Consider the following 23,554-nt stretch of genomic DNA (forward strand, 5'->3'; position numbering starts at 1 on the left):
AATGAAAATTACGATTTTAGACAATGATTCAGGAAGTGAGGACGAAATAATTGTAAAGTGCTCAAACTTGAGTCCTGAAATAATCCGGCTTTTGAATTCTTTTAAAAGCGGAAAAGACAAACTTGCGATTTTTAAAGATTCGCAGATTGTCGTTATTGAACCAAAGGAAATTTTTTATTTTGAATCCGTGGACAACAATGTTTTTGCGTACACAAAAGAAAATGTATACGAGTCAAAGAGCAAGCTTTATCAGCTGGAAGAAGAGCTTCTTTCCAAGGATTTTATTAGAGTGAACAAAGCTGTTGTCCTGAACATAAATAAAATTGCAAAGCTTGTTCCTGCGTTCGGCGGAAGATTTGAAGCTGTCTTGAAAAACGGCTACAAAGTTATAATTTCAAGAATGTATGTTCCATTGCTAAAAGAAAAACTTGGAATGTAAGCGGAGGTTAAAAATGAATTCAGTTGCAAGAATTGTAAATATGTTTTGTGTTATTTCAACAGGAATTTTTCTTTGCTCTGGAATATACTGCTATGCTTGCTGTGGCGCAGATGTTGAGCTGCATTTGTCATACATCTTTGGAGTTTTTTTGATTGCCTTTATTTCTTCTGTTTTATACATTCCGTTTTTAAAGGAAGATGAGTTTTCAAAAGGAAAACTTATTGCCTTGCGGATTTTATATTTTTTGATTATAAACATTTTAGTTCTAGTTGTTGGTTATAAACTTGATTGGTTCATATTCGGAAATATTAAAATGCTTGTGGGAATGGAATTGGCAGTTGTTGCAGTTTTTTCTATTGTATTTCTTGTTGAATATTTAAGAAGTCTGCAGGAAGCAAAAAAAATGAACCTGCAGATTGCTAACCGTCAAAAGGAATAACTTTATTTACAGATGTTTATATTTTTTTCCATTTTCAATGCTAGCCTAATACCCGAAATTTTTTCCGCAGTTGTATGTTCCCATTGCCGCAACATAAGAAATTTCGTTTGTTTCTATGACTTGTCCGTAAACGTCTGTTAGGCGGAATTTCTTTTTCCCAGAAATTAAGTTTTGCCCGTCAACTTTGTACCAGTTGTTTTGCGAAGAGAGTCGTGTCATCTGTTTGTACGCAGAACCGTTAATGCTGATTTCAACTTTTTGCAGCGGATAGCGCATATTGTAAAATCTTCCGGCAAGCCAATTTTCATTGATTCCGTCTTTTGCCTGAAAGAAAATATTTGACTTTGTTGGGTATGGAGTTGTTTTGAATGTAACGTCAATGACCCCTAGGCTTTCATCCGCAAGTTTTGTGAATGCGTCTTTTGCAAGGTCAAAGAAATATGAACTTTTGCTTGTCCAGTTGCTGTTTAATGAAGAAGGGCAGAGGTCAGTTATAAGAGCATGAATTGTTGTTCCATTGTAAGTTATTTCAAGGGCAGTTCCCGGCGGAAGCTCTGCAAGTTTTGGTTCAGAAACTGCGCATTTATAAAATCCGTTTTCAATCTGCGGAACATAATATGCCACAGAAGCCGCATCGTACCCTTCATAAAAAGTGACAGTTCCTGTTGTTGGTTCTGTATATTTTCCTGTAAATGAAGATTCTTTTGAGCTATTGTCATCTTTGTCATCTGAAAAAATTCCGTCTAAACCTGAGCAGCTACAAAGCCCCCCCCATAAGGCGGCAATGCAAACAATGGCTTTGAATAAAGAAAATAATTTAAAATGTTTCATGCAAAGATTATAAAAGCACTGTTTAACTTTTTCAACAAAATTTATTGAAGTGCCTTTTGAATTCTTTGCATTGCTTCTTCAAGAGTTTTTCGAGGGCAGGCGGCATTTATCCTCTGGAATCCGTTTCCCGATGTTCCGAAAATTTTTCCGCTGTCAAGCCAAAGTTTTGCTTTGTTGATAATCACGTCTTCAAGTTCCTGCGCATTAAGTCCAGTTCCACGGAAGTCAAGCCAAGCAAGATAAGTTCCTTCGTGGTGAATCATTTTTACGCTGGAAAGATTTTTCTGCGTGAACTCTTCAATAAAATCAATATTTGCCTTTATGTACTTTTTTACAGAAGTGAACCATTCAATTCCGTTTTGATACGCTGCTTGGCAAGCTTTTATTCCGAACACGCTCAGCTGGCTTATTCCTGCAGCGTCAACTTGTCTTTTAAATTTTTTTCTAAGCCCAGGATTTGAAATAAAAATATTTGAAATAAGCGTTCCTGCAAGATTGAAGGTTTTGCTTGGCGAAGTACAAGTTACAGTTATATTTGCAAGCTCTTCATTTAACGAAGCAAACACGTTGTGCTGCCCTTCAAAAATAAAGTCGTTATGAATTTCGTCGCTTACAACAATGACTTTGTGACGCAGACAAATTTTCCCAAGGTGCAAAAGTTCTTCCTTGTTCCAGACTCTTCCCACAGGATTATGCGGACTACACAAAAAAAACAGCTTTACGTTGTTCTGAATAATTTTATTTTCAAAGTCAGCAAAGTCAATGTGGTAGCGATTGTCGTCGCCTAAAACAAGATCGCTGCTTACAACTTTTCTTTCGTTGTCGCGGATTACTTCCATAAACGGATAGTAAACCGGCAGTTGCAAAATAACGGAATCATTTTTTTGTGTAAAGGCTTTTACCGTCATTGCAAGTGCGAACACAACGCCCGGAGTTTTTATAAGCCACTTTTCCTGAACTTTCCAGTTGTGCTGATTTTTCATCCAGCTAGAAACTGCGTTAAAGTATTCACCTTGAGTTTCTGTATATCCAAAAATTCCATGCTCGCAGACTTTTTTAAGTTCATCGGTTACATAGCTTGAAGTTTTAAAGTCCATGTCGGCAACCCAAAGCGGAAGCACATCTTCTGGAAGTCCGCGCCGAACTGCAAAATCGTATTTTAAGCAGTCTGTATTTTTTCTGTCTACGATTGTGTCAAAGTCAAGATTCCGTTCCATAAAATTCTATTCCTCTTTTTGCGCCTGTGAAAATACCCGCTCAAATTCTTTTATAAGATCATCGCAGTTTTCAATTCCAACAGAAAGCCTCAATGTTGCGTTTGTGATTCCGTTTTTTATTCTAAGTTCTTCAGGGACATCAGCGTGCGTCTGGGTTGTAGGGTAAGTTATTAAAGTTTCAACGCCACCAAGACTTTCAGCATAACGGATAAGCGAAACTTTTTCCAGAATCGAAAGCGCGAGTTTTTGCGACTTTACTTGGAATGTAATCATTGCGCCGAATCCTCTTGCCTGCCTTTTCATTATTTTGTGTCCCGGATGCTCTGAAAAACCAGGATAAATTACGCGGTTAACAAGCGGATTTTCTTTTAGCCAGTTTGCAATTTTAAATGCGTTTTCCTGCGCGCGTTCCATTCTTACAGCCAATGTTTTTATTCCACGCAAAATGAGCCAGCAGTCAAATGGCGCAAGTCCAGCTCCTGTTGTTTTTATAAGAAATCTAAGTTTTTCCTGAATTTCAGTTTTATTTGTAACAATAAATCCTGCGAGCGTATCGTTATGCCCGCCAAGATATTTTGTTCCGCTGTGAACTACGATGTCTGCGCCAAGGTTAAGCGGATTTTGAAAATACGGCGAAAGAAATGTATTGTCCACAATCAAAAGAAGTCCGTGCTTTTTTGCAATTTTAGAAAGAAGCGAAATATCAGAAACGTTCATCATCGGATTTGTGGGAGTTTCCACGTAAAGCGCCTTTGTACTTTTTGTGATTAAATTTTCAATTCCATTTTCGTCAGAAACTTTGCTGAATTCTGTGCGGATAAATTTTATTCCGTTTTTTGCTGAAACGTTGTCGAACAGCCTTATGCTTCCGCCGTAAAGATCGGAATCCACAATCAGATTGTCGCCTGGAGAAAAAAGTTCCATCAAAAGACTTATTGCAGCCATTCCGCTTGAAAGCGCAAACGCATCGATTCCGTTTTCAAGTGAAGCAACAATTTTTTCAAGCTGCTCACGAGTTGGATTTTGCAACCGCGAATAATCAAAGCCTGTGCTTTTTCCGGCTCCCGGATGCGCGTAAGTTGCTGTCTGATAAATCGGGAAGCTTACCGCGCCGTAGTGATTTTTACAGTTGTCCTCGTCTTCCAAGTGAATGCATTTTGTTTCTATTGATAACGCCATTTTTTCCGCCTAATTTTTTTATTGTCTAAATTTCGAATCTAATGTCATTGTCATAGTTGATACGACAATCTTGAATGGATTTCCCGATTCTCCTGGGGGGGAATGACATTTAAATTATATATTCAATTGGCTTTAACACACGCTGAAGAAATTTCTTTGTGCGCTCTTCTTTTGGATGCTGAAAAATCTGTGCGCTTGTGCCTTTTTCTACAACAACTCCGCCGTCCATAAAAACTACTTGAGTCGCCACGTCTTCTGCAAAACTCATTTCGTGCGTAACAACAATCATTGTAGTTCCTTCCTTTGCAAGTTTTTTTATAACGCCAAGAACTTCTCCAACAAGCTCCGGGTCAAGCGCGGATGTAGGCTCGTCAAAAAGCACAACATCAGGATTCGCCGCAATAGCACGCGCAATTCCAACACGCTGCTGCTGCCCTCCAGAAAGCTGCGACGGATAAAAATCCTTGCGTTCCAAAAGTCCGACTTTTAAAAGAGCTTCTTCCGCAGTTTTTTTTGCATCTTCCTTTGGAATTTTTCTTGCGGTAACAAGACCTTCCATTACATTTTCAAGCGCAGTTTTGTTAGTAAAAAGATTGTAGTTTTGAAAAACAAAACCGGTTTTCCTCCTCACTTGAAGAACAGTTTTTTTATGCGGATGAGAAAGGCTTGTATGTATTTCATCAAATTCCATTTCGCCTTCGTCCGCAGTTTCAAGAAAATCAAGGCAGCGCAGGAATGTTGTTTTTCCAGAGCCGGAAGGTCCAAGAATTACAACAACGTCTCCTTTTTCAACTGTCAAGTCAACGCCTTTTAATATTTCATTTTCACCAAAAGACTTGTGCACATTTTTTACTTTCAGCATTTTTCACCTTCCAATTTTAACGTGGGTCTTCCTGTTCTATAAACTGAAACTTTCTTTTCTGCCAGCCTGAAAATTTGCTGAACTATAGAACACACAATTATGTAAATTACAAAAATATCAAGATAGGACTCAATATAGTTGTAGCCGTAAGAAGCTTCAATTCTTGCAACTGCTGTAATGTCTTTTACAGTCATCATAAATGCAAGCGAAGTATTTTTTATAAGATTTACGGTGGCATTGCAGATATTTGGGAGCGCGCTTTCCAGTGCCTGTGGAATTATAATTCTTCTGTAGGTTTGATAGCTTGTAAGTCCGCAAGTAATTCCGGCTTCAAACTGGCCTTTGCTTACAGTGAGCAGGGCTGAACGGAATACTTCAGAAAGAATCGCCGTGTTGTTCAATGAAAATACAATGTAAGCGTAGACAATCGGATTTATTTTGAACACATCTATTGAGCTTCCGGCATTTTTAAAAACTGAATTTAAAAGCGACGGAATTATTGAATACACAACAAGAATCTGAAGAACAATCGGAGTTCCTCTTATAAATGAAACAAAAAATGCGCAAAGTTGCGAAAGAACTTTTAATTTGTGTATTCTGCAAAGCGCAATCAAAAATCCAATCGCAATTCCACCTGCAAAAGCCACGGCGGTTATTTTTAAAGTAACAGGAAGAGCTTTAAAAGAAAGCCAGAATGTTCTAAAGAAAAATTCCACGTCAAACATAAGTTCTCCCAGTTAAAAAGTTTTTCTTCCGCGTGAAAAATATTTTTCCAGCTTGCCGAAAATCTGCTCAATAGAAATTGTGAGCGTCCAGTAAATGAGCGCAAGAGCTGTATAAGTTTCCACAGCATAAGCTCCAAAATTCATGCTTATAAAGAGATTTCCTTTTCCCATTACGTCCACAAGTCCGATTGTATATGCAAGCGAGCCTTCCTTTAAAAGAGCAATCAAACTGTTTCCAAGATTCGGAAGCGACACTGCAAATGCCTGCGGAAAAATTATCCGCCAAAAGCTTTGGAACTCTGTAAGCCCGGAAGTTAATGCAGCTTCTCTTTGGCCTTTTGGGACGCTTAGATAGCTTGCTCTCATTATTTCCGCCGCGCTTGCTGAAAACAAAAGTCCCAGCGCAAGAATAACAAAAAATGATTTTGCCCAGCTGTTTATGTCAACTTTGAATATTGCCCAAAACAAATTTGGAAGCCCATAAAAAACTACAAACAGCATTACAATAGAAGGCGTGCATCTGAATGCGTTTATTATAAAGGAAGAAATTTTCCTTGGTGCATTGCGTGAAGAAAGCATTCCTTTTGCAAGAAAAAATCCTATAAAAAGCCCAGTCAAAATTGTTCCTGCGATAATCCTAAAAGTTACCAAAAGATAAGGCAAAAGAACTGGAATAAGCTCAAGAATTTTTTCAGGATAAAATGGTCTGTCCATGGTTTTACGGTGCTCCCAAAGTTAACGTTTTTATTCTACAGAGGAAAAAATGTCCTCGCCAAAATACTTCTGTGAAAGTTTTTCGAGCGTGCCGTTTTCCTTGAGCGTTTTTATTGCTTCGTCATAAGCGTTTGCAAGAGCCTGATTTTTTCTATTGAAAAGCGGCCAGGTTGGAATCGCCTTGTATGGAACATAAGAAAGCTTGTCTTTGTATTTTGCGTAAGGCGCGCCTTCTTTTTCAATGTTGTTCTGGAACGAAAGCTTTATGTCTACCCGGGCATCGTATCTGCCTTCAACAACCCAAACATATCCGTCTGCCGCTTCGAACTGATCGCCTGCCACAAGTTTTACCTTTGCATTTGGATTTTGCTTGTTGTATTCATCGATAATGTTGTACTGCGCATTCGAAGGTCCGATTGGAACAAGTTTTCCTGAAAACTTTGCAAACGATTTCATGTCTGTTATTTTATCCGCTGTGTCTTTTCTGATTACAATTCCAATGATGCTGGCTCCAATTGGAGTCTGCGGAAAAATATATTTTTTCTTTCGCTCTTCTGTAATCCAAACGCCTTTTGTTCCAACATCATATTTTCCCTGAAGAACTCCAATCAAAAGGTCATCGTCGGAAGTCGGAAAATATTCAAATTCGTACTGCGGAAGAAGCTTGTCAACTTCTTTTAGAACAGCAACTTCAAATCCGTCAGATTCACCTTTGTCGTTTACAAAATCATAAGGAACATAATAGTTTGTGTGAGCCACGCGGATTTTCTGAATTTTTCCGCCCGATTTTTTGGGTTTTGCAGAAAGCGGAATAATCGCTGCCAATGCAATAAAAGCTAAAATTGTTTTTTTCATAATTCACCTCGTTTATTTTTTCTGTCATTGCCGCACTTGTTCCAGCAATGACAATTTGAATTGTATATTTTTTACTCTGCGGCTTCTCGAATCCACTCAAGATGCTGCAAATCTGTGTTGCGCGGAATTGTGCAGTCCGCTCCAAGAATTATTCCAGTGCGTCCAGAATCTTTTAAAATCTGTTTTGTTTCAGCTTGAATTTTTTCTTTTGTTCCGCTAAAAAGAATTCCGTCTGTTGTGTTTGCGAATCCGCCGATTATTGTTTTTCCGCCGAAAATTTTTTTTGCTTCTGCAAGCGAAACTCCTTCAACAACAGAAGCAAAGTTTACAGCGTTTGCAGGATAATTTTTGAACAGCGAAAGATTGTTTCTTGCTCCCTCGTAGCCGCAAACGTGCAAAATATTTATTCCGCCTGCGCCAATTGCGGCATTCAGCACAGAAAGTTCCGACGGAGAAATTATTTCCGCATACAAATCAGGTCCTACAAAAGCGTCTTGAATTGTCTGCACGCTAAGGTAAATTCCGTCCGCCTTGCCTTCGCTTATTACGGCTTCTGCAACTGCCTGTGTGTTTTTTGCAATTACGCTCAGCGCATAAAGAACTGCGTATTTGTCTTCTTTTATGAACTGCGCAAGTTTTTTGTCTGCGCCTTCAACGCTCCATTTAAATGCTGTTGCCGGAGCAAAAATGTTGTAAAAAGTAAGAACTTCATTTCCGAACGAAGAAGTAAGCTCCTTTACAAGCGAAACTTGCTCTGTTATCCAGCTGTCGTCTTTGGAAACTGAGTTTAATTCATAAAGTTCTTTTGCGGATTTTACATTGCTCAAAAACTTTGCTGTCTTTGGTTCAAAAAAATATCCGTCGCTCATAAGTTTTACAAAGTCCGGCTTGAATTCCTGAACGAATTTTTTGTGCCCGTCCAAGTTTTCCTTTCTCATCTCTGGATTTTCTGAAACAGGAAGCATTTCGTTTTTTGTATAATGAAACCAAAATCCCACAGGAACACGCTCTGTTGGTTTATTGTTCAGTGCGTCAAGCACAAGTTGCTTTTTGTTTGGCATATTTTCCTCCAATCCTCTGTAAGTAAGAGTGAATTTTTCCGCGCGATGAAGAAACAATACAGATTATTTCCTATTGGTTCAATAGGTTTATTTATACTGTTTTTTTATATTGAGCTATAGAAGAAACCTATAACTGATTAATGTTAATTAACTTGAAAATTCGACTAATGTCATTATCTGGTTAGACCCGATAATCGGCAAAATATAGAACTTTTTGATAGTACTTCGTTATGGAAATTAATAATGGTGAAGTATTTTTACTTTAAAATATGGATTTTAACCAAAAACTAAAGTATATTGAAACAATGTTTTTGCCAGTTTGCAGAAAAGACCTTGAAGAACGGGGAATAGACCAGCTTGATTTTGTTTTTGTTTCCGGGGACGCTTATGTTGACCATCCGTCTTTTGCAGCGGCTCTTTTGGGGCGGCTTTTGGAATCCCGCGGATACACTGTAGGAATTTTGTGCCAGCCTGACTGGAAATCTGCGGAAAGTTTTAAAGTTCTTGGACAGCCTCGTCTTGCGTTTCTTGTAACATCGGGCGCAATGGACAGCATGGTTTCAAATTATACTGCGAATAATAAGCCGCGCTCGGAAGATTCTTATTCTCACGGCAGCGAGAAAGGTCATCGTCCGGACAGAGCTGTAATTCAGTATGTGGCAAAAATCCGCGAAGCATATAAAGGCGCAAATGTTATTATCGGTGGAATAGAAGCAAGCCTGCGCCGCACAGCCCACTATGACTACTGGTCAAACACAGTAAAGCATTCTGTTCTTTTAGATTCAAAAGCCGACCTTCTTATTTACGGAATGGGCGAAAAAGCTCTTCTTGAAATTGCATCTCAGCTTAGCAAAGGAATTCCTGCGCGGAAAATTCGCGGCGTAAGAGGAACTTGCTGGTTCACTGGCAAAAAAGATGAAGTTCCATCTGATGCTGTAGTTCTTCCTTCATTTGAAGATGTAAGCAAAAACACTAAAGAAAGCAAAGAAAAATTTGCCCTGTCTTATAAAATTCAAGAGGAAAACACAGATGCAATAAACGGAAGCGTTCTTGCAGAGCCTTCTGAAAGCCGTTTTGTCATTCAGGAAAAAGCCTCATTTCCTCTTTCACAGGCTGAATTTGATTCGATTTATGAGCTTCCTTTTGAACGTAAGTGGCATCCGATGTATGATGTGGCTGCTTCAAATGGCAAAAAAGGAATTCCTGCTCTTTCCGAAGTAAAATTCAGTCTTACAAGCTGCCGCGGATGTTTTGGAGCTTGCAGTTTTTGCGCAATAACTTTTCATCAGGGGCGGCGCATTCAGTCCAGAAGCCACGAAAGCCTTTTGTCCGAAGCTAAAAAAATGACGCAAGACTCAGACTTTAAAGGATATATTCATGATGTTGGCGGGCCTACTGCGAATTTTAGAAGTGATGCCTGCGAGTTTCAAAAGAAAAACGGAGCGTGCAAAAACCGTGATTGCCTTGGAGTTTCTCCGTGCCCGAATGTGAAAGCCGACCACAAAGATTACATAGAGCTTTTAAAAAAACTTCGTTCACTTCCAAATGTAAAAAAAGTTTTTATAAGAAGCGGAATAAGGTTTGACTATCTTATGCTTGATAAAGACAAAACATTCTTGTACGAGCTTTGCAAGCACCATGTTTCCGGGCAGCTTAAAGTTGCTCCCGAACACGTTAGCGACAAAGTCCTTGCCCTTATGAGAAAAAGCACGCACGCTGTCTATGAAAAATTTTCTGCAGAATATGCAAAGGCGAACAAAGAGCTTGGGCTTAAACAATATTTAGTTCCATATTATATTGCGGGGCATCCTGGAGCCGGAATTCCAGAAGCAATTGAAACAGCTCTTTATTTAAAGAAAACAGGTTTTGTTCCAGACCAAGTACAGGATTTTTATCCAACTCCGGGAAGCCTTGCCACTTGCATGTATTACACAGGTCTTAATCCGCATGAAAAAAATTCAGACGGAAAATTTAAAGAAGTCTATGTTGCCCGCGGCGGACACGAACGAAGGCTTCAGCGCGCTTTGCTTCAGTTTAACAAAAAAGAAAATGCCCAGCTTGTAAAAGAAGCATTGATTCAGACGGGAAGAGCGGATTTAATAAGAATTTTATTATAAAATTCCGCTTAAAAATGCAAAAATTCAGTTGTTTTTGTGAAAAAAATTTCCGTGGGGGGGGGGGCAACTGTTGTAAAAATAATTTTTGTGGGATATAATTTAGCCATGTATAACCAAATATAGATTGCAAATTTGCATTGCAAAATTGCATATCGGCTGCCGTTTTCATTTAGGATTTATTTAAATCGTAAAAACGGCTTAAAAAGCTTAATCATAAAGCGAGACTTTAATTGGCTTTTTATGGAGGCAGTGTTATGGCAAAAAAAAGATCTTTTTCTATTCTGATGGGCATTGCGTCTTTTCTTCTTTTGAGCAGTGTTTTTTCCCTTTGTTTCTTTCTATATAAAAACCGTTTGTCTTCTGCGCTTGTAAATACCAAGCTAAAAAATCCAAGGGCGAATGTACTATTTGTAAGCTCAATGCCAAACTCTTATGTCGTTGAGCTTCAGAAAAAAGGAATAAGAAATGTTTTCCTAAAGAACAATGTAAATGTTGATATTGAATATTTTGAGCCTGATGATTTCTATGATAAAAAGCTTCCTGAATTTTTAAAGGAACGCATTAAGTTTTTGCAACAAGACACAAAATATAATGCCGTTCTTGTAAGCGGAAATAATGCGTGCAATTTTGTTGAGCGCAATAGCGACACTCTTTTTTCAGGAATTCCTATTGTGTTCTTTTGCATAGAAAGCAATATTAGAGCAGAACGTCTTTACGAAAAAAAGAATTTCTGGGGAATTGCCACAACAAGGTTTTTGGCGGACACAATTTCAGTTGCAAGAAAACTTTTTCCTTCTGCGGAACATTATGTTGCCATTTACGACAAAACCGACGCTGGCTATGAAAACTACAATGTTTTTATAAACGCCGGTGAAAAAATTCCTGATGTAGAGCTTTCAGGAATAGACACTTCTGAACTTACAAAAGAACAAATTGGACAAAAACTTTCTGCGCTGGATGACAAGACTGTTGTGTTTTATCTGGGAGCTTCGCAAGATGTCAATGGCAAAAAGTATTCCATGGAAGAGCAGTCGGACTTTATTGTAAAGAACACATCCGCGCCTGTATTCAGCCACAATGCGAACGGCGTAGGATTCGGCTTTCTTGGCGGAAAAATGGTTGACTACGAAAAAGCCGGTGCTCTTGCCGCAAAAATGGCTCTTGATATTATTGACGGTGAAAAATATGTTCCGTTTCAAAGAATAAAAGACGGAAAATTTATTTTTGACTACAAGGCAATCGAAGAGCACAAGTTAAAGCCTTCCGCATTTCCGCTGAATTCAGTATTTGTAAATATTCAGGATCAAATGCAAAAAAACAGCCACGGAATTTTGTTTGGAATAATCGGAATTGTAGTTTCACTTCTTATTTTTATTGCTGTTTCTTTGGTTTTGATAATCACGGAAGTAAGAAATTCCCATGAGCTTCGTTGTTCAAACTTAAAAATGGAATATATGCTTGGACACGATTCGCTTACAGATTTGCCGAACAGATTCAAGGCTCAGGCTGTGTTCAATGACATTCAGGAATCCGGAAAAAAGTTTTCTCTTATACTCTTTGACATTGACGACTTTAAAAATATAAACGACTTTTATTCCCATGCTTGTGGCGACATTGTTTTAAAGACAATTTCTTCAAGGCTCAAGGCTTATTCTGCCGGAAAAGATATTTTTGTTTCGCGGTTCGGCGGAGATGAATTCCTTGTTCTTTATCTTGAAAAGCAGCTGAATGAGGATTCCATTGAAATTCAAGAGCTTAGAACTGTTTTTGAAAGCCCGATAAAATATGAAGAAAACAATATCCATATTCAGTCTAGTTTTGGAATTGTAAATTCCAATGACGATGAAATGGAAAACATGATTCAAAATGCGGACATTGCGCTTTACCGTGCAAAAAATTCAGGCAAGAACAAGACTGTTTTCTTTAACGAGAAAATGCGCGACCGAATATTTGAAAACAACCGCATTTCAAGAATCCTTGACGATGCTATTGCAAACGACGGAATTTGGGTTGCGTATCAGCCGCAGATTGATGTTGAAACTGGAGAAATCCACGGATACGAAGCGCTTATGAGACTAAAGAACAGCAAAGTTTCGCCGGCGCAGTTTATTCCGATTGCAGAAGAAACCGGGCAGATTATAAAAATTGACAGAATCCTTACAGAAAAAGTTGTAAGGCAGATGGCGGAATGGCGCGAGCACGGAATTCCTTTGTACAAGGTTTCTATAAATTATTCTTACAGCCAGGTTTCGGACGTTCATTATGTTGATTTCCTTGAAGAGCTTTTAAAGCGTTATAATATTCCGCCGGAACTTATCTGCATTGAAATTACAGAAAGCCTCTTTATTTCAAACAAGGAAGCGGTTTCCAAACTTTTGAATGAATTTGTAAAGCGCGGAATTTCTCTTGCCTTGGACGACTTTGGAACTGGATACTCTTCTCTTAGCTATCTTACGTTCCTGCCGATTAATGTTGTGAAAATCGACAAATCGCTTGTGGACAATTATCTTTCCAATGAAAAAGGCGACTTTATAAAGAACATTGTGCGTCTTGTTCATTCGCTTGCAATGAAGCTTACTGTTGAAGGCGTTGAGCATCAGTGGCAGAATGAAAAGCTTAAGACTTTCCATTGCGACTATATTCAGGGCTACTATTATTCAAAGCCGATTTCCGGGGCAGAAATAGAAGACTTTAACAGAAAATTCCGCAGCATTGGATAATAAATTTATTGCTGTCATTATCCGGCTTGACTTGATAATCAAAATTACAATTGTTCAGAAATATCGCAGTATCAAGCCCGATAATGACCTTAATGTTTAATTTTATAATTTGTACAAACTCTGTCATTGCCGCACTTGATGCGGCAATCAATAATTCAATCTTGTAGTTTGCATGGATTCATTTTATAATGGGTCTATGCAAAATGCAGTTTTGATTTTTAATGCCCGGCTTGTTGATGCTAATACCGATAAAAAAAAATCCGCAGTTCTTTTAGCTTGCGGAAAAATTAAATCATTTCCAGACAAAGATTCTCTAAAAAAACTTTTAAATGACGACTCAATTTTTAAACTTGATGCCAAAGGACTTTGCGTTTTGCCTTCATTCATTGATATGCACTCGCATTTTAGAGATCCTGGTCTTACTCAAAAAGAAGACATTGAAACTGGTTCTTGTGCGGCCGCAGCTGGTGGTTTTTCCACTTGTGTTCTTATGCCGAATACAAATCCTGTTGTTTCAAGTCCAGTGCAGGCAGAGCTTAATAATAAAAAGGCTTTTGAATTTGGAAAATGCAGGACAATTCAGGCTGTTTCAATTACCAAAGATTTTGACGGAAAAACTATAAGCCACCTTGAATCTCTTGATCAAAAAAAAGTTCCGGTTATAAGCGAAGACGGAAAGGAAGTTTGCAACAGTTTTGTTATGCTTGAAGCGATGAAAATTGCCGCTAAAAAGAAAATTGTTGTTTCGTGCCATTGCGAAGATCCTTTTTTGGCAGAAAACGCGCGTCCGTTTAGAAAAGCAGCATTGGAAGTTCTTTCAAAAGAAAATGTTTCGCCTGCTGAAAAAAAAGATGCTGCAAATAATTTAAGAAAAGCCGATTCGCTTTTGGCTTGTGCTGAAGATACTGCGACTTTTAGAAACCTTAGGCTTGCAAAAGATGCCGGCTGCCATATTCATCTTTGCCACGTGAGCACTGCCGCTTGTGTAGAGGCTGCAAAAAAAGCGCGTCAAGAAGGAGTTGACGTAACTTTTGAAATTACGCCGCATCATATTTTTATGAACGGAGAAAAAGCTCCAGGCATTTTTAATATTGTAAATCCGCCGCTACGCTCAGAAAACGACAGGCTCGCTTTGATTAAGGCCTTAAAAGACGGAACTGCGGACTGCATTGCAACCGACCATGCGCCGCACACTGCTTTGGACAAAAAAAACGGCAGTCCTGGATTCAGCGGACTTGAAACTGCATTTTCCGCCTGCCATACAATGCTTGTAAAAGAACACGGCATGAGTTTAAAAAAACTTTCAGAGCTTATGAGCGCAAACCCAGCAAAAATTCTTGGCTTAAAAAACGAAGGACTTTTAAAGGAAGGATTTGCAGCTAATCTTGTTCTTGTTGACTTGGAAAAGCAATGGACTGTGCGCGGTCAGAAATTTGCAAGCAAAGGAAAATTTACGCCGCTTGAAGGAAAAAAACTTTTGGGCTTTATAAAGGCGACATTCTTTAACGGCAACATTGTTTTTTCATCATTGTAACAGTTATTTTTTTTTGGTAAAATCAGCGCATGGTAATTTCTTCTATAGATTTAAAAGGCGGCCATGTTGTTCAGCTGAAAAACGGAAAAGATCTTGTTCTTCAGCGTGATGATGCCGACTCATTGATTTCAGAATTCAATAAATATGGCGAAGTTGCAGTTATAGATTTGGATGCGGCTTTGGGAAATATTGACGAAAAAGGGAACACAGCGAACACTGAGCTTTTAAAGTCTCTTTTGCGCAAGGGAAATGTTCGTGTTGGCGGCGGAATCAGAACTGTAAAAAAAGCACGCGAGCTTGTTTCGCTTGGAGCTGAAAAAATTATAATTGGCTCTGCGGCTTGGAATCTTGATAGAAAAAACGGCGGATCAATTCTTAATACACAGTTCCTTGACGAGCTTGCATCTTCAATTGGAAAACAGCGCATTATAATTTCAGTAGACGCAATTAATGGAAAAATCGCAGTAAAAGGCTGGACAGAAACCGCAGACATTTCTTTGATTGAAGGCGCGCGAGAAGCTGAAAAATACGCCTCCGAGCTTTTGTTTACTTGCGTGGAAAAAGAAGGCTGTATGCAGGGAACGGATATGGAGATGGTAAAGCAGCTCCGTGATTCTGTAAAATGCCGTGTTGTTGCGGCTGGAGGAGTAAATTCCCTTGAGCAGATTGTTCAGCTTGAAAAACTTCATTGCGATGTTCAGCTTGGAATGGCATTGTATACTGGAGCTGTAAATCTTAAGGAAAGCTTTATAAATTGCATTGACTGGGAAAAGACAAACGGAATGGTTCCGGTTATTGCCCAAAGTCCTGCTGGCGAAGTTCTAATGATGGGCTATTCAAATAAAGAAGCCTTGGAAAAAACTTTTGAGCTTGGAAAACTTACTTTCTTTAGCCGCACAAGAAATACTCTTTGGACAAAAGGTGAAACTTCCGGCCATTGTCTTGAGCTTGTAAAACTTCGTGCTGACTGCGACAGGGACACAATTCTTGCGACTGTTATTCCGCATGGAGGAGTTTGCCACACAGGAAGCTTTAATTGTTTTTCTAGCGAGGCTGATGAAAAAAGCAGCATGGAGCGTCTTTACGGAACAATTGCAGAACGTTTTGCAAATCCGCGTCCGGGAAGCTATACTGCGACTTTAAATGACAAGCGTGTCCGCGAAAAAATCCTAGAAGAAGCAGAAGAACTTACAGAGGCTGAAGGAAAAGACGAAGTAATCTGGGAAGCCGCCGACTTGCTTTATTTTGCGAGCGTCCTTATGTACAAGGAAGGCGTAACTTGGCAGGATGTTTACAACGAGCTTGACAGAAGACATAAAAAATAATTTTGGAGTTTAATATGAAAGAACTTGAATTGAAATATGGCTGCAATCCGAATCAAAAGCCGGCTAGAGTTTACATGGAAAACGGAGAGCTTCCTGTAACTGTTGTAAATGGAAAGCCTGGCTATATAAATTTGCTTGACGCGCTTAATGGCTGGCAGCTTGTAAAGGAATTAAAAGAAGCAACCGGCCTTCCTGCTGCAACATCTTTTAAGCATGTTTCTCCTGCCGGAGCTGCGGTTGGTCGCCCTTTGAGCAGCACACTTAAGCAGATTTATTACACTGATGATGTTGAGCTTACTCCTTTGGCGTGTGCTTATGCAAGAGCTCGCGGTGCAGACAGAATGTCTTCTTTTGGAGACTTTATTGCTCTTAGCGACAAATGCGACAAGGCAACTGCTCTTTTAATAAAGAAAGAAGTTTCCGACGGAATAATTGCTCCGGGCTATGATGATGATGCTCTTGAAATTCTAAAGGCAAAGAAAAAAGGCGGATATTGCGTTCTTCAAATTGATGAAAACTATGTTCCTTCCGAAATAGAAAAGAAGCAAGTGTTTGGCGTAACTTTTGAACAGGGACACAATTTTATAAAACTTGATGATAATTGCTTAAAAAATATTGTAACAAAAAACAAGGCTCTCACAAAAGAAGAACGCGACAACCTTTTGATTTCCCTGATTATCTTAAAATACACCCAGTCCAACAGCGTCTGCTATGTAAAGGATGGCCAGGCAATTGGAATTGGAGCCGGGCAGCAGAGCCGCATTCACTGCACACGTCTTGCAGGCGACAAGGCAGACAAATGGTGGCTTAGACAGAGTCCGCAGGTTTTAAATTTAAAATTCAAAGCAGACATAAAAAGAGCAGATCGCGACAACACAATCGATGTTTATACAAGCGATGATTATGATGATGTTCTTGCTGAAGGAACATGGCAGAATTTCTTTGCGGAAAAGCCAGCAGTGTTTACACGTGAAGAGCGCAAGGCTTGGATTGCAAAAAATACAGATGTCGCAGTGGGCAGCGATGCATTCTTCCCATTTGGAGACAACATTGAGCGTGCGCACAGAAGCGGAGTAAAAGTTATAGCTCAGCCGGGCGGCTCAATCCGCGATGATAATGTTATTGAAACTTGCGACAAATACAACATGGTTATGGCGTTTACAGGAATCAGACTTTTCCATCACTAATGCTTTTTTTGTCATTTTCGTGGCGGGGCGAGTGTCATTGCCCAGTTTGACTGGGTAATCTCTTGCTAAATCTATTTTTAGGTTTAATATTGAGTTTTGACAATGAAAGTAAAATAACTTTTTTACAGGAATTCAGTATTCAACCTTTCAATTTTCCAGAATATCTACAAGATGGGAGCCTGCGCCTAAAAGTTCGGGGCGTTCAGCGTTGCAAATCTGATATTCAATGAATTTTTTAAAAGTTTCTTCTGTCATTGCGTTCAGTTGTTTGCGCATAAAGTCTGCAGGTCCGTCCGGAGAAAATATTTTTATCCTCTTTAATTCGCTTAGTTTGTTCAGCCGGTCAATATCTTCTAGGCGCACATAGTCGTAAAGTTCATTTTCTTTTGGAATTATGTGAAAGTCGTTAGAAATATTTTTGCTTTTTATAAGATCAGTAATTCTATTTTGCGCAAAGCAATATGAAAGAATGCTGTATTCGTTTAAAAGATACGCGGCAAAAATTGTTCCGCCTTTTTTTGTTATTCTGCGCGCTTCTTTTAAAGCTGTAAGTTTTTCTTTTTCTTTATGAAGATGATAAAGAGGACCAAAAACAATTGTCGCATCAAAAGTTTCATCTGGCAAAAAACTAAGGTCAAGAGCGTTTCCCGGCCAGCATTTTACGCGCTCGTGCTTGGACTCAAGTATTTCAAGATTATGTTTTACAAGCTCAACCGCCGTAACATCAAAGCCTTCTTTTGCAAGGGCAACTGAATACCTTCCTGTTCCGGCTCCAATGTCCGCAATCTTAAAAAGCCGTTTGTCTTGCGTAGGAAGAAAATCATGGATGTATTTCATTGCGACGGCGAATTCAACTTTGCCGTGCCGCGTTAAAAGCCTGTTTTCTTCCTTGTGCTTATTGTAATGTTTTTCTATTTCTGTCATTTTTTTTGTTAAGCATTGCAAGAATAAAAATCATAAGAATTCCGCCTGCAATCATCATAAGACAGAAAATTTGTCCTGTGCTAAGATTTAAAAGCGAAGTGTTTGTGTAGATTGCAGCGTCTTTTGTTGCAGAAATTCTGTAGCCAATGTCTGCGTCAGGCTCGCGGAAATATTCTATAAAAAATCTTACAAAGCCGTAGCCAACCGTGTAGCACGCTGTAAGAAATCCGTCGAACGGTTTTTTCTTTCTTAGGCACCAAATAAGAAGAAAAAGCAAAAGTCCTTCAAAAAGAGCTTCGTAAAGCTGGCTTGGATGCCGCGGAAGATTTACAAGCTTTGCGCCGCCAAGAGACATTCCTATTGAAGAAGCAAATTCTTTTACCCAGTCTAAGCTTGAAGAAAAAGTTTCTGCGCGTGGAAAGACAATTCCCCAAGGAGCTTTTGTTATTCTGCCGTAAAGTTCTCCATTCATAAAGTTTCCGACTCGTCCAAAAGTGTAGCCAAGCGGAATTGCAACTGCCATTGCATCAATCCATTTGAGCGCAGGCTTTTTGTGTTTTTTGCACCAGATTAGCATTCCCACAAGTCCGCCGAGGAATCCGCCGTGATAGGACATTCCCGCAAGACCTGTGAATCTTTTTGTTACTGTGTCGAACGGCCAGAAAATTAGCCAAGGCTTTTTCCAGTAAAGCCCGGAAGTATCATACACAAGCGTTGAAAAAATCCGCGCGCCTGCCAAAAGAAAAATAATTCCGAATGCAATAAAGCTGAAAATATCATCTTCCGTAGTTTTTGAATCTGGCGTGTCCAATGCGCCTTCACGCTGAATTTTCCGCAGAATATAAAAAGCTGTTCCAAATGCGATTATGTACATAAGACCGTACCAGCGCACAAGTCCCAAAAGCGGAACTCCGGGAAAAAGCTCCGGATGAATCCAAGACGGATATTTTATATATAAAAGAGAATTTAGCATTTTGTCTTACACCTTGAAGCCTTTTGCCGCTGCTTCCAGAAGTTTTTTCTTTAATAGATTGTTTTCGTTTTTTAACCTTGTAAGCTCGTATTGCTGCTGCTTTAAAGTTTCTGCAAGTTCCCCGGCAGTAAGCGCGCCAGTTCCTGCAAGCTCTTCTATGTAAGCCATTTTTTGCCCAAAGTCGTCATTGGCTTCTTCTGTGGCAATTTCAAATGAAGTGTCTGAAGCCTGGGTTATGTCATAGCTGTCGTCAAACTTTAAAGTTTCGGACTGAATTATTTTTTCTGCAATTCTGTAGATTGCCTGGCCTATAATTGACTGCGGCTTGTAAGCAATGACTGGCAGTCTTGAAGAAAGAGCCTTGTCCTGCAAAGTGTCGCGGTAGATTACGCCAAGATGATCCAAGTCCAAGTCCAAATACTGCTGGCATGAACGGCGGATTCTTTGCGCTCTGTCTGCGTCTTTTGGGTCATCTATCATATTAAGCACGAGCCGCGGATGAAATTCATTTATACGCTTTTTGAACAATGCAGTTCCTTCCGGGTCTTCTTTTTCAAGAATTTCAACAAGCTTTGGAATATAAAGCCTCTGGAGCGAAAGCGAATCTTTTTTTAGCGACTCAAGATATTTGTAGCCTGCGCTTCCTTTCTTAAAAGTATTGTACATCATGCGGAACATTACATTCTTAAGAAAAAGATAGCCGTTCAATGTGGCGGTAACAGTCGGAGCTGTAACAACAATTCCCTGCGGAGAAAGAAGAAACATATCAAGAATTGTAAGATGGGTTCCTGCTCCCAAGTCCAAAATCAGATAGTCGAATTTAGATTCCTGTTTATTGAAGCTTTTTATAAGCTCGTTTTTCTGGCTGACTTTTAGTGAAGTAAGCCCAGGAATTTCAGAATCGCCTGCAATAAAACTTACATTGTCGTAGTCTGTTGGGCAAATTATGTCTTCAAACTTGCTTTCGCCTGTAAGGAATGTGCCGACTCCTGCCTTTGGGTTAGGATGGCCTATTACAAGATGAAGGTTTGAAGCTCCCAAATCCAAATCAATGAGAAGAACTTTTTTGCCTGCCTGTCCTAGGGCAATTGCAAGGTTTGCGCTTAAAAGGCTTTTTCCAACGCCGCCTTTGCCGCTTGCTACTGGAATAATCTGCATAATGCAATTGTATCATAGAATACTTTGATTTTAAAGACAGAGTTTAAAAAATAGACCTGGTAAATCTTGTTGCGCAGTCTGCTTACTATTTTCTTGCGTAACTTTTTTAGAAATGTTAAATTTCAATCAGTGAGAGATGAATCATTTATGGAAGAATATATGAAAAAGATTGTTTTTTTTGTCTGCCTAGTTTTTAGTTTTGCTTGTTTTGCTCAGGCTCCTGATTTTAACCTTGATGCTGAAAATGCGTTTGTCCTTGATGCCAATTCTATAGCTGGAAAAGCAAGAGAAGATGTAAAGCTTATAAACGAAACAGACGAGCAGCTTGGCTTTGAAGTTTACTATTATGACAATAAAAATAATTCCTGGCAGTTTTACGGAAGAGCATTCTTAAAGGGTTTTTACGATTCAGAAGATGTTGATTCCCGCATGGAAGACCGCATTGCTCAAATACAGTATTTTGCTGTAGTTCCTAAAAATAACAAAGTTTACAACTACCGTGCGCAAAAAATTGACAATGACCTTTGCATTTTTGTAATGCCGGATTCCGAATTTGATTTTGAAAAGGAGCTTGAATCTGCCTTTGTAATTGATTCAGACAATATAAAAGGAAGATTTTATGACGAAATAGAATTTGTAAATCTTACTGATGATTATGGAATTTCATTTGTTGTCTATGCTTCAGATTATAAAGATAAAGGCTGGAAAAAAGCCGGCGGTGTTACTCTGCAAGAATATAATGATTCAGAAGACTTGGAATCTCCTATTGAAAAAACACTTCGTAATTTTAGATACTTTGCAATTGTCTCAAAAAACGGAAAAGACTACAATTTTGAAGCAAGAAAACAAAAAGGCGACCTTGTTATATTTGTAAGAAATTAGCGCATTCATTTCTGCCACTAAAATAGAAGAACGCATTTAAAAACTTGACAGATATTTATAGCGTATGTAGTATGTAAATATGATTTATGAATGGGACAATAAAAAGAATGAATATAACAAGAAAAATCATGATGGAATCAGTTTTGAATTTGCTGTCCGTGTTTTTCTTGATGAAAAACGTATTGAAAAATACGACAGTAGCCATTCAACAGATACAGAAGATCGTTGGAATGTAATCGGAATGGTTGACGACATTCTTTTTGTTGTGTACACGGAACGCAATGACAGGACTCGTATTATTTCTGCTAGAAAAGCGACAAAGGAGGAAACAGATGAATACTATGACGACTATGACCTTAGATGAGTTGAAAAAACTTCCGCCACTTACAGAGGCTGAAAAAGCGATTATAAGAAATGCTCGTGCGACACCTGCTGAAGATTGCCCTGCGATGACAAAAGAAGAATTAAAGGAATTTCAGCCGTGGTATAAAAAAATAAAAAAAACAGTTACTATAAATCTTGATTCGGGGGCGATTTCTTATTTCAAGGAGCTTGCGGAAGAGACAGGTATTTCTTACCAGAATCTTATAAACCTTTATCTTGTTCAGTGCGCAAAAGAAAAGAAGCGTCCTGTTTTTGCATAATGTTAAATAATTTTATTGTACGGCGAAAATGAAAAATGAAATAATAACGGTCTTGAATGAATATAATTCTCTTGGAATAAATCAGCAACTTGATTACGATAAGTTTTATTTATATTCGATAATTACACATTCAACAGCGATTGAAGGCTCTACGATTACGGAAATTGAAAATCAGGTTTTGTTTGACAACGGAATTTCTTGTTCAAAGCCTATTTCAGAGCAGCTTATGAATCTTGACCTAAAAAAAGCGTATGAGCAGAGCTTTGATTTTGCAAAAAAACACGAAAAAATAACAGTTGGTTTTCTTTGTTCTCTTTCTGAAACTTTAATGAAAAATACAGGCTCCTCTTATAATACAGTTGCAGGTTCTTTTTCTTCTGCAAAAGGAGAATTAAGGCTTTTGAATGTAAGTGCTGGGCGCGGCGGAAAATCTTATCTTGCTTGGCAAAAAGTTCCTGACAAGCTTCAAGAATTCTGCGGCTGGCTCAATGAAGAACTTGAAGAAACTTATTCAGATGACATTGAAAACGCATATAAATTAAGTTTTGAATCTCATTTTAGGCTTGCTTCAATTCATCCTTGGGCAGACGGAAACGGAAGAATGAGCCGTTTGCTTATGAATATGGTTCAATATGAAAAAAATCTTGTTCCATCGATTGTAAAAAAAGAAAGACGTGCTGAATATATAAAGGCAATTTCCGAAAGCCAAGACGCCGAAGATTCTGCAAGCTTCATTGACTTTATGTTTAATCAGCATATTCAAAATCTAAAGCAGCAAATTGAAGAATACAAAAGAAGTTTATGAAGCATATAACGCTTTCGTTTGATGACGGACCTAATGCAAATGTTATGTCAGATATGCTGGATGTTCTTGAATTTAATAGGATTCCTGCGTCATTTTTTTTAGTCGGAAACAAAATCAATGAAGAGTCTGCAAAAGTTGTAAGGCGCGCATTTAAAATGGGATGCGACATTCAAAATCATTCGTTTACGCATTCCGATATGTCAAAAATGAGCATTGCCATGATTCAGGACGAATATGAAAAAACTGAATCCCTTATAGAAAAGTGCATCGGCAAAAGAAGTGAATTTTTCCGTCCGCCTTATATCAGTGTAAGCGTCAATATGTACAAAGCTATAAAAGTTCCCTTTATTGGCGGAAAAGGCTATGAGGACTGGCTTCCTGAAATTACTGCTGAACAAAGAACTGAGCGTATTTTAAAATCTGCGGAAGATGGGCAGATTGTGCTTCTTCACGTAATGGAAGAAAATTATGCTACAGTTCAGGCTGTTAAGTCCGCCATTCCAGTTTTAAAATCCCGCGGCTATGAATTTGTAAACCTGATAGAACTTTTTAGGATAAAGAATATAAATCCTTGTATTCCATTGCATATTTGGACAACAGTAAAATAGAATAGATTTTGCTTTGTTTTTCCACACTGATTAGAAAAAACTAACGATTTTTTTTATTTATTGCGTTTTCAACAGAAAATTCAATAAATTTTTGCCAAAAAGTTGTTTTTTGAAATTTATTCATTATAATGTAAGACAGGTTCTTGAAAAGTTGGTTATAACAGAGATTCCCACATCAAGTGTGGGAATGACAGGAAAATTCAAGTACGACAATGACAGAGAGATGAAACAACTGCGGGAATGACATGAAAATGTTGGGAAAGTTGTCATTTTCGGGCTTGCCCCTACGATGTTTCTGACAGAAACTCGGGTGATAATCCGATGGCAAGATTGATAACTGAGTTTGGTATGCAAA

The 23,554-nt window shown here is 38.7% G+C and carries 23 protein-coding genes; 12 read left to right on the forward strand and 11 right to left on the reverse strand.

Annotation, left to right across the window (positions count from 1 at the left end):
• The first annotated feature begins 1 nt into the window (after position 1).
• Both B3209_RS09460 and B3209_RS09465 read left to right on the forward strand, forming a co-directional pair.
• The gene (locus B3209_RS09460; protein WP_296662119.1) at positions 2 to 439 is read left to right on the forward strand and encodes a LytTR family DNA-binding domain-containing protein; all 438 of its coding nucleotides are present in this window, start codon (positions 2 to 4) and stop codon (positions 437 to 439) included.
• Positions 440 to 452: 13 nt separating this feature from the next.
• Positions 453 to 878, forward strand: a complete 426-nt coding sequence (locus tag B3209_RS09465) for a DUF3021 family protein (RefSeq protein WP_296662118.1) — start codon at positions 453 to 455, stop codon at positions 876 to 878.
• Positions 879 to 923: 45 nt separating this feature from the next.
• Here B3209_RS09465 and B3209_RS09470 read toward each other — a convergent pair whose 3' ends face one another.
• From B3209_RS09470 to B3209_RS09505, 8 genes are all read right to left on the reverse strand, one after another.
• Positions 924 to 1,709, reverse strand: coding sequence for an RlpA-like double-psi beta-barrel domain-containing protein (locus tag B3209_RS09470; RefSeq protein WP_296690562.1), 786 nt, complete (start codon positions 1,707 to 1,709; stop codon positions 924 to 926).
• A gap of 41 nt (positions 1,710 to 1,750) precedes the next feature.
• Entirely contained in the window at positions 1,751 to 2,926 is a 1,176-nt protein-coding gene (locus tag B3209_RS09475) for a MalY/PatB family protein (RefSeq protein WP_296662116.1), read from the reverse strand.
• 6 nt (positions 2,927 to 2,932) lie between these two features.
• Positions 2,933 to 4,105: a trans-sulfuration enzyme family protein gene (locus B3209_RS09480; protein ID WP_296662115.1), complete on the reverse strand. Its 1,173-nt coding sequence runs from the start codon at positions 4,103 to 4,105 to the stop codon at positions 2,933 to 2,935.
• 109 nt (positions 4,106 to 4,214) lie between these two features.
• On the reverse strand, positions 4,215 to 4,967 hold the full coding sequence (locus B3209_RS09485; protein ID WP_296662114.1) for an amino acid ABC transporter ATP-binding protein: 753 nt from the start codon (positions 4,965 to 4,967) through the stop codon (positions 4,215 to 4,217).
• Positions 4,961 to 5,692 (reverse strand): amino acid ABC transporter permease, encoded by a 732-nt coding sequence (locus B3209_RS09490; protein ID WP_296662113.1) that lies wholly within the window; start codon positions 5,690 to 5,692, stop codon positions 4,961 to 4,963. Before B3209_RS09490 ends, B3209_RS09485 begins: the two co-directional genes overlap by 7 nt.
• Before the next feature lie 12 nt (positions 5,693 to 5,704).
• Positions 5,705 to 6,406, reverse strand: coding sequence for an amino acid ABC transporter permease (locus tag B3209_RS09495; protein ID WP_296662112.1), 702 nt, complete (start codon positions 6,404 to 6,406; stop codon positions 5,705 to 5,707).
• A gap of 30 nt (positions 6,407 to 6,436) precedes the next feature.
• Complete coding sequence (locus B3209_RS09500; RefSeq protein WP_296662111.1) at positions 6,437 to 7,261, reverse strand: transporter substrate-binding domain-containing protein; 825 nt, start codon at positions 7,259 to 7,261, stop codon at positions 6,437 to 6,439.
• A gap of 71 nt (positions 7,262 to 7,332) precedes the next feature.
• Positions 7,333 to 8,322, reverse strand: coding sequence for a uroporphyrinogen decarboxylase family protein (locus B3209_RS09505; RefSeq protein WP_296662110.1), 990 nt, complete (start codon positions 8,320 to 8,322; stop codon positions 7,333 to 7,335).
• Positions 8,323 to 8,591: 269 nt separating this feature from the next.
• Here B3209_RS09505 and B3209_RS09510 point away from each other — a divergent pair, with 269 nt between their 5' ends.
• The 5 genes from B3209_RS09510 to B3209_RS09530 all read left to right on the forward strand — a co-directional run bounded on the left by B3209_RS09510 (position 8,592) and on the right by B3209_RS09530 (position 17,205).
• A complete protein-coding gene (locus tag B3209_RS09510) occupies positions 8,592 to 10,439 on the forward strand; it encodes a YgiQ family radical SAM protein (RefSeq protein WP_296662109.1) in 1,848 nt (615 codons plus the stop codon).
• 254 nt (positions 10,440 to 10,693) lie between these two features.
• Positions 10,694 to 13,159: an EAL domain-containing protein gene (locus tag B3209_RS09515; RefSeq protein WP_296662108.1), complete on the forward strand. Its 2,466-nt coding sequence runs from the start codon at positions 10,694 to 10,696 to the stop codon at positions 13,157 to 13,159.
• Between the two features lie 196 nt (positions 13,160 to 13,355).
• Positions 13,356 to 14,693: a dihydroorotase gene (locus B3209_RS09520; RefSeq protein WP_296662107.1), complete on the forward strand. Its 1,338-nt coding sequence runs from the start codon at positions 13,356 to 13,358 to the stop codon at positions 14,691 to 14,693.
• 29 nt (positions 14,694 to 14,722) lie between these two features.
• Positions 14,723 to 16,018, forward strand: coding sequence for a bifunctional phosphoribosyl-AMP cyclohydrolase/phosphoribosyl-ATP diphosphatase HisIE (hisIE, locus tag B3209_RS09525; RefSeq protein WP_296662106.1), 1,296 nt, complete (start codon positions 14,723 to 14,725; stop codon positions 16,016 to 16,018).
• 14 nt (positions 16,019 to 16,032) lie between these two features.
• Positions 16,033 to 17,205 (forward strand): phosphoribosylaminoimidazolecarboxamide formyltransferase, encoded by a 1,173-nt coding sequence (locus tag B3209_RS09530; RefSeq protein WP_296662105.1) that lies wholly within the window; start codon positions 16,033 to 16,035, stop codon positions 17,203 to 17,205.
• Between the two features lie 147 nt (positions 17,206 to 17,352).
• Here the strand turns inward: B3209_RS09530 and B3209_RS09535 are convergent, their stop codons facing one another.
• Genes B3209_RS09535 through B3209_RS09545 form a run of 3 tightly spaced genes read right to left on the reverse strand, consistent with a single transcriptional unit; the run spans position 17,353 to position 20,260 of the window.
• The gene (locus B3209_RS09535; RefSeq protein WP_296662104.1) at positions 17,353 to 18,129 is read right to left on the reverse strand and encodes a class I SAM-dependent methyltransferase; all 777 of its coding nucleotides are present in this window, start codon (positions 18,127 to 18,129) and stop codon (positions 17,353 to 17,355) included.
• Positions 18,101 to 19,102 (reverse strand): prolipoprotein diacylglyceryl transferase, encoded by a 1,002-nt coding sequence (gene lgt, locus B3209_RS09540; protein ID WP_296662103.1) that lies wholly within the window; start codon positions 19,100 to 19,102, stop codon positions 18,101 to 18,103. The genes B3209_RS09535 and lgt overlap by 29 nt, the downstream gene beginning before the upstream one ends.
• 6 nt (positions 19,103 to 19,108) lie before the next feature.
• Positions 19,109 to 20,260: an AAA family ATPase gene (locus B3209_RS09545; protein WP_295798921.1), complete on the reverse strand. Its 1,152-nt coding sequence runs from the start codon at positions 20,258 to 20,260 to the stop codon at positions 19,109 to 19,111.
• A gap of 159 nt (positions 20,261 to 20,419) precedes the next feature.
• Between B3209_RS09545 and B3209_RS09550 the strand changes: the two genes are divergently transcribed.
• The 5 genes from B3209_RS09550 to B3209_RS09570 all read left to right on the forward strand — a co-directional run bounded on the left by B3209_RS09550 (position 20,420) and on the right by B3209_RS09570 (position 23,199).
• The gene (locus B3209_RS09550; protein WP_296662102.1) at positions 20,420 to 21,142 is read left to right on the forward strand and encodes a hypothetical protein; all 723 of its coding nucleotides are present in this window, start codon (positions 20,420 to 20,422) and stop codon (positions 21,140 to 21,142) included.
• Positions 21,143 to 21,221: 79 nt separating this feature from the next.
• Positions 21,222 to 21,506, forward strand: coding sequence for a BrnT family toxin (locus tag B3209_RS09555; protein WP_296662101.1), 285 nt, complete (start codon positions 21,222 to 21,224; stop codon positions 21,504 to 21,506).
• Complete coding sequence (locus B3209_RS09560; RefSeq protein WP_296662100.1) at positions 21,475 to 21,786, forward strand: hypothetical protein; 312 nt, start codon at positions 21,475 to 21,477, stop codon at positions 21,784 to 21,786. The genes B3209_RS09555 and B3209_RS09560 overlap by 32 nt, the downstream gene beginning before the upstream one ends.
• 28 nt (positions 21,787 to 21,814) lie before the next feature.
• The gene (locus B3209_RS09565; RefSeq protein WP_296662099.1) at positions 21,815 to 22,591 is read left to right on the forward strand and encodes a Fic family protein; all 777 of its coding nucleotides are present in this window, start codon (positions 21,815 to 21,817) and stop codon (positions 22,589 to 22,591) included.
• The gene (locus B3209_RS09570; protein ID WP_296662098.1) at positions 22,588 to 23,199 is read left to right on the forward strand and encodes a polysaccharide deacetylase family protein; all 612 of its coding nucleotides are present in this window, start codon (positions 22,588 to 22,590) and stop codon (positions 23,197 to 23,199) included. Before B3209_RS09565 ends, B3209_RS09570 begins: the two co-directional genes overlap by 4 nt.
• The last annotated feature ends 355 nt before the right edge of the window (positions 23,200 to 23,554 follow it).

The organism is Treponema sp. UBA6852 (genome assembly GCA_002449305.1).
Taxonomy (GTDB): domain Bacteria; phylum Spirochaetota; class Spirochaetia; order Treponematales; family Treponemataceae; genus Treponema_D.

Coding starts and splice junctions, on each gene's coding strand:
- B3209_RS09460 (WP_296662119.1), top strand. CDS start 2: ATGAAAATTACGATTTTAGACAATGATTCAGGAAGTGAGGACGAAATA.
- B3209_RS09465 (WP_296662118.1), top strand. CDS start 453: ATGAATTCAGTTGCAAGAATTGTAAATATGTTTTGTGTTATTTCAACA.
- B3209_RS09470 (WP_296690562.1), bottom strand. CDS start 1,709: ATGAAACATTTTAAATTATTTTCTTTATTCAAAGCCATTGTTTGCATT.
- B3209_RS09475 (WP_296662116.1), bottom strand. CDS start 2,926: ATGGAACGGAATCTTGACTTTGACACAATCGTAGACAGAAAAAATACA.
- B3209_RS09480 (WP_296662115.1), bottom strand. CDS start 4,105: ATGGCGTTATCAATAGAAACAAAATGCATTCACTTGGAAGACGAGGAC.
- B3209_RS09485 (WP_296662114.1), bottom strand. CDS start 4,967: ATGCTGAAAGTAAAAAATGTGCACAAGTCTTTTGGTGAAAATGAAATA.
- B3209_RS09490 (WP_296662113.1), bottom strand. CDS start 5,692: ATGTTTGACGTGGAATTTTTCTTTAGAACATTCTGGCTTTCTTTTAAA.
- B3209_RS09495 (WP_296662112.1), bottom strand. CDS start 6,406: ATGGACAGACCATTTTATCCTGAAAAAATTCTTGAGCTTATTCCAGTT.
- B3209_RS09500 (WP_296662111.1), bottom strand. CDS start 7,261: ATGAAAAAAACAATTTTAGCTTTTATTGCATTGGCAGCGATTATTCCG.
- B3209_RS09505 (WP_296662110.1), bottom strand. CDS start 8,322: ATGCCAAACAAAAAGCAACTTGTGCTTGACGCACTGAACAATAAACCA.
- B3209_RS09510 (WP_296662109.1), top strand. CDS start 8,592: ATGGATTTTAACCAAAAACTAAAGTATATTGAAACAATGTTTTTGCCA.
- B3209_RS09515 (WP_296662108.1), top strand. CDS start 10,694: ATGGCAAAAAAAAGATCTTTTTCTATTCTGATGGGCATTGCGTCTTTT.
- B3209_RS09520 (WP_296662107.1), top strand. CDS start 13,356: ATGCAAAATGCAGTTTTGATTTTTAATGCCCGGCTTGTTGATGCTAAT.
- hisIE (WP_296662106.1), top strand. CDS start 14,723: ATGGTAATTTCTTCTATAGATTTAAAAGGCGGCCATGTTGTTCAGCTG.
- B3209_RS09530 (WP_296662105.1), top strand. CDS start 16,033: ATGAAAGAACTTGAATTGAAATATGGCTGCAATCCGAATCAAAAGCCG.
- B3209_RS09535 (WP_296662104.1), bottom strand. CDS start 18,129: ATGACAGAAATAGAAAAACATTACAATAAGCACAAGGAAGAAAACAGG.
- lgt (WP_296662103.1), bottom strand. CDS start 19,102: ATGCTAAATTCTCTTTTATATATAAAATATCCGTCTTGGATTCATCCG.
- B3209_RS09545 (WP_295798921.1), bottom strand. CDS start 20,260: ATGCAGATTATTCCAGTAGCAAGCGGCAAAGGCGGCGTTGGAAAAAGC.
- B3209_RS09550 (WP_296662102.1), top strand. CDS start 20,420: ATGAAAAAGATTGTTTTTTTTGTCTGCCTAGTTTTTAGTTTTGCTTGT.
- B3209_RS09555 (WP_296662101.1), top strand. CDS start 21,222: ATGATTTATGAATGGGACAATAAAAAGAATGAATATAACAAGAAAAAT.
- B3209_RS09560 (WP_296662100.1), top strand. CDS start 21,475: ATGAATACTATGACGACTATGACCTTAGATGAGTTGAAAAAACTTCCG.
- B3209_RS09565 (WP_296662099.1), top strand. CDS start 21,815: ATGAAAAATGAAATAATAACGGTCTTGAATGAATATAATTCTCTTGGA.
- B3209_RS09570 (WP_296662098.1), top strand. CDS start 22,588: ATGAAGCATATAACGCTTTCGTTTGATGACGGACCTAATGCAAATGTT.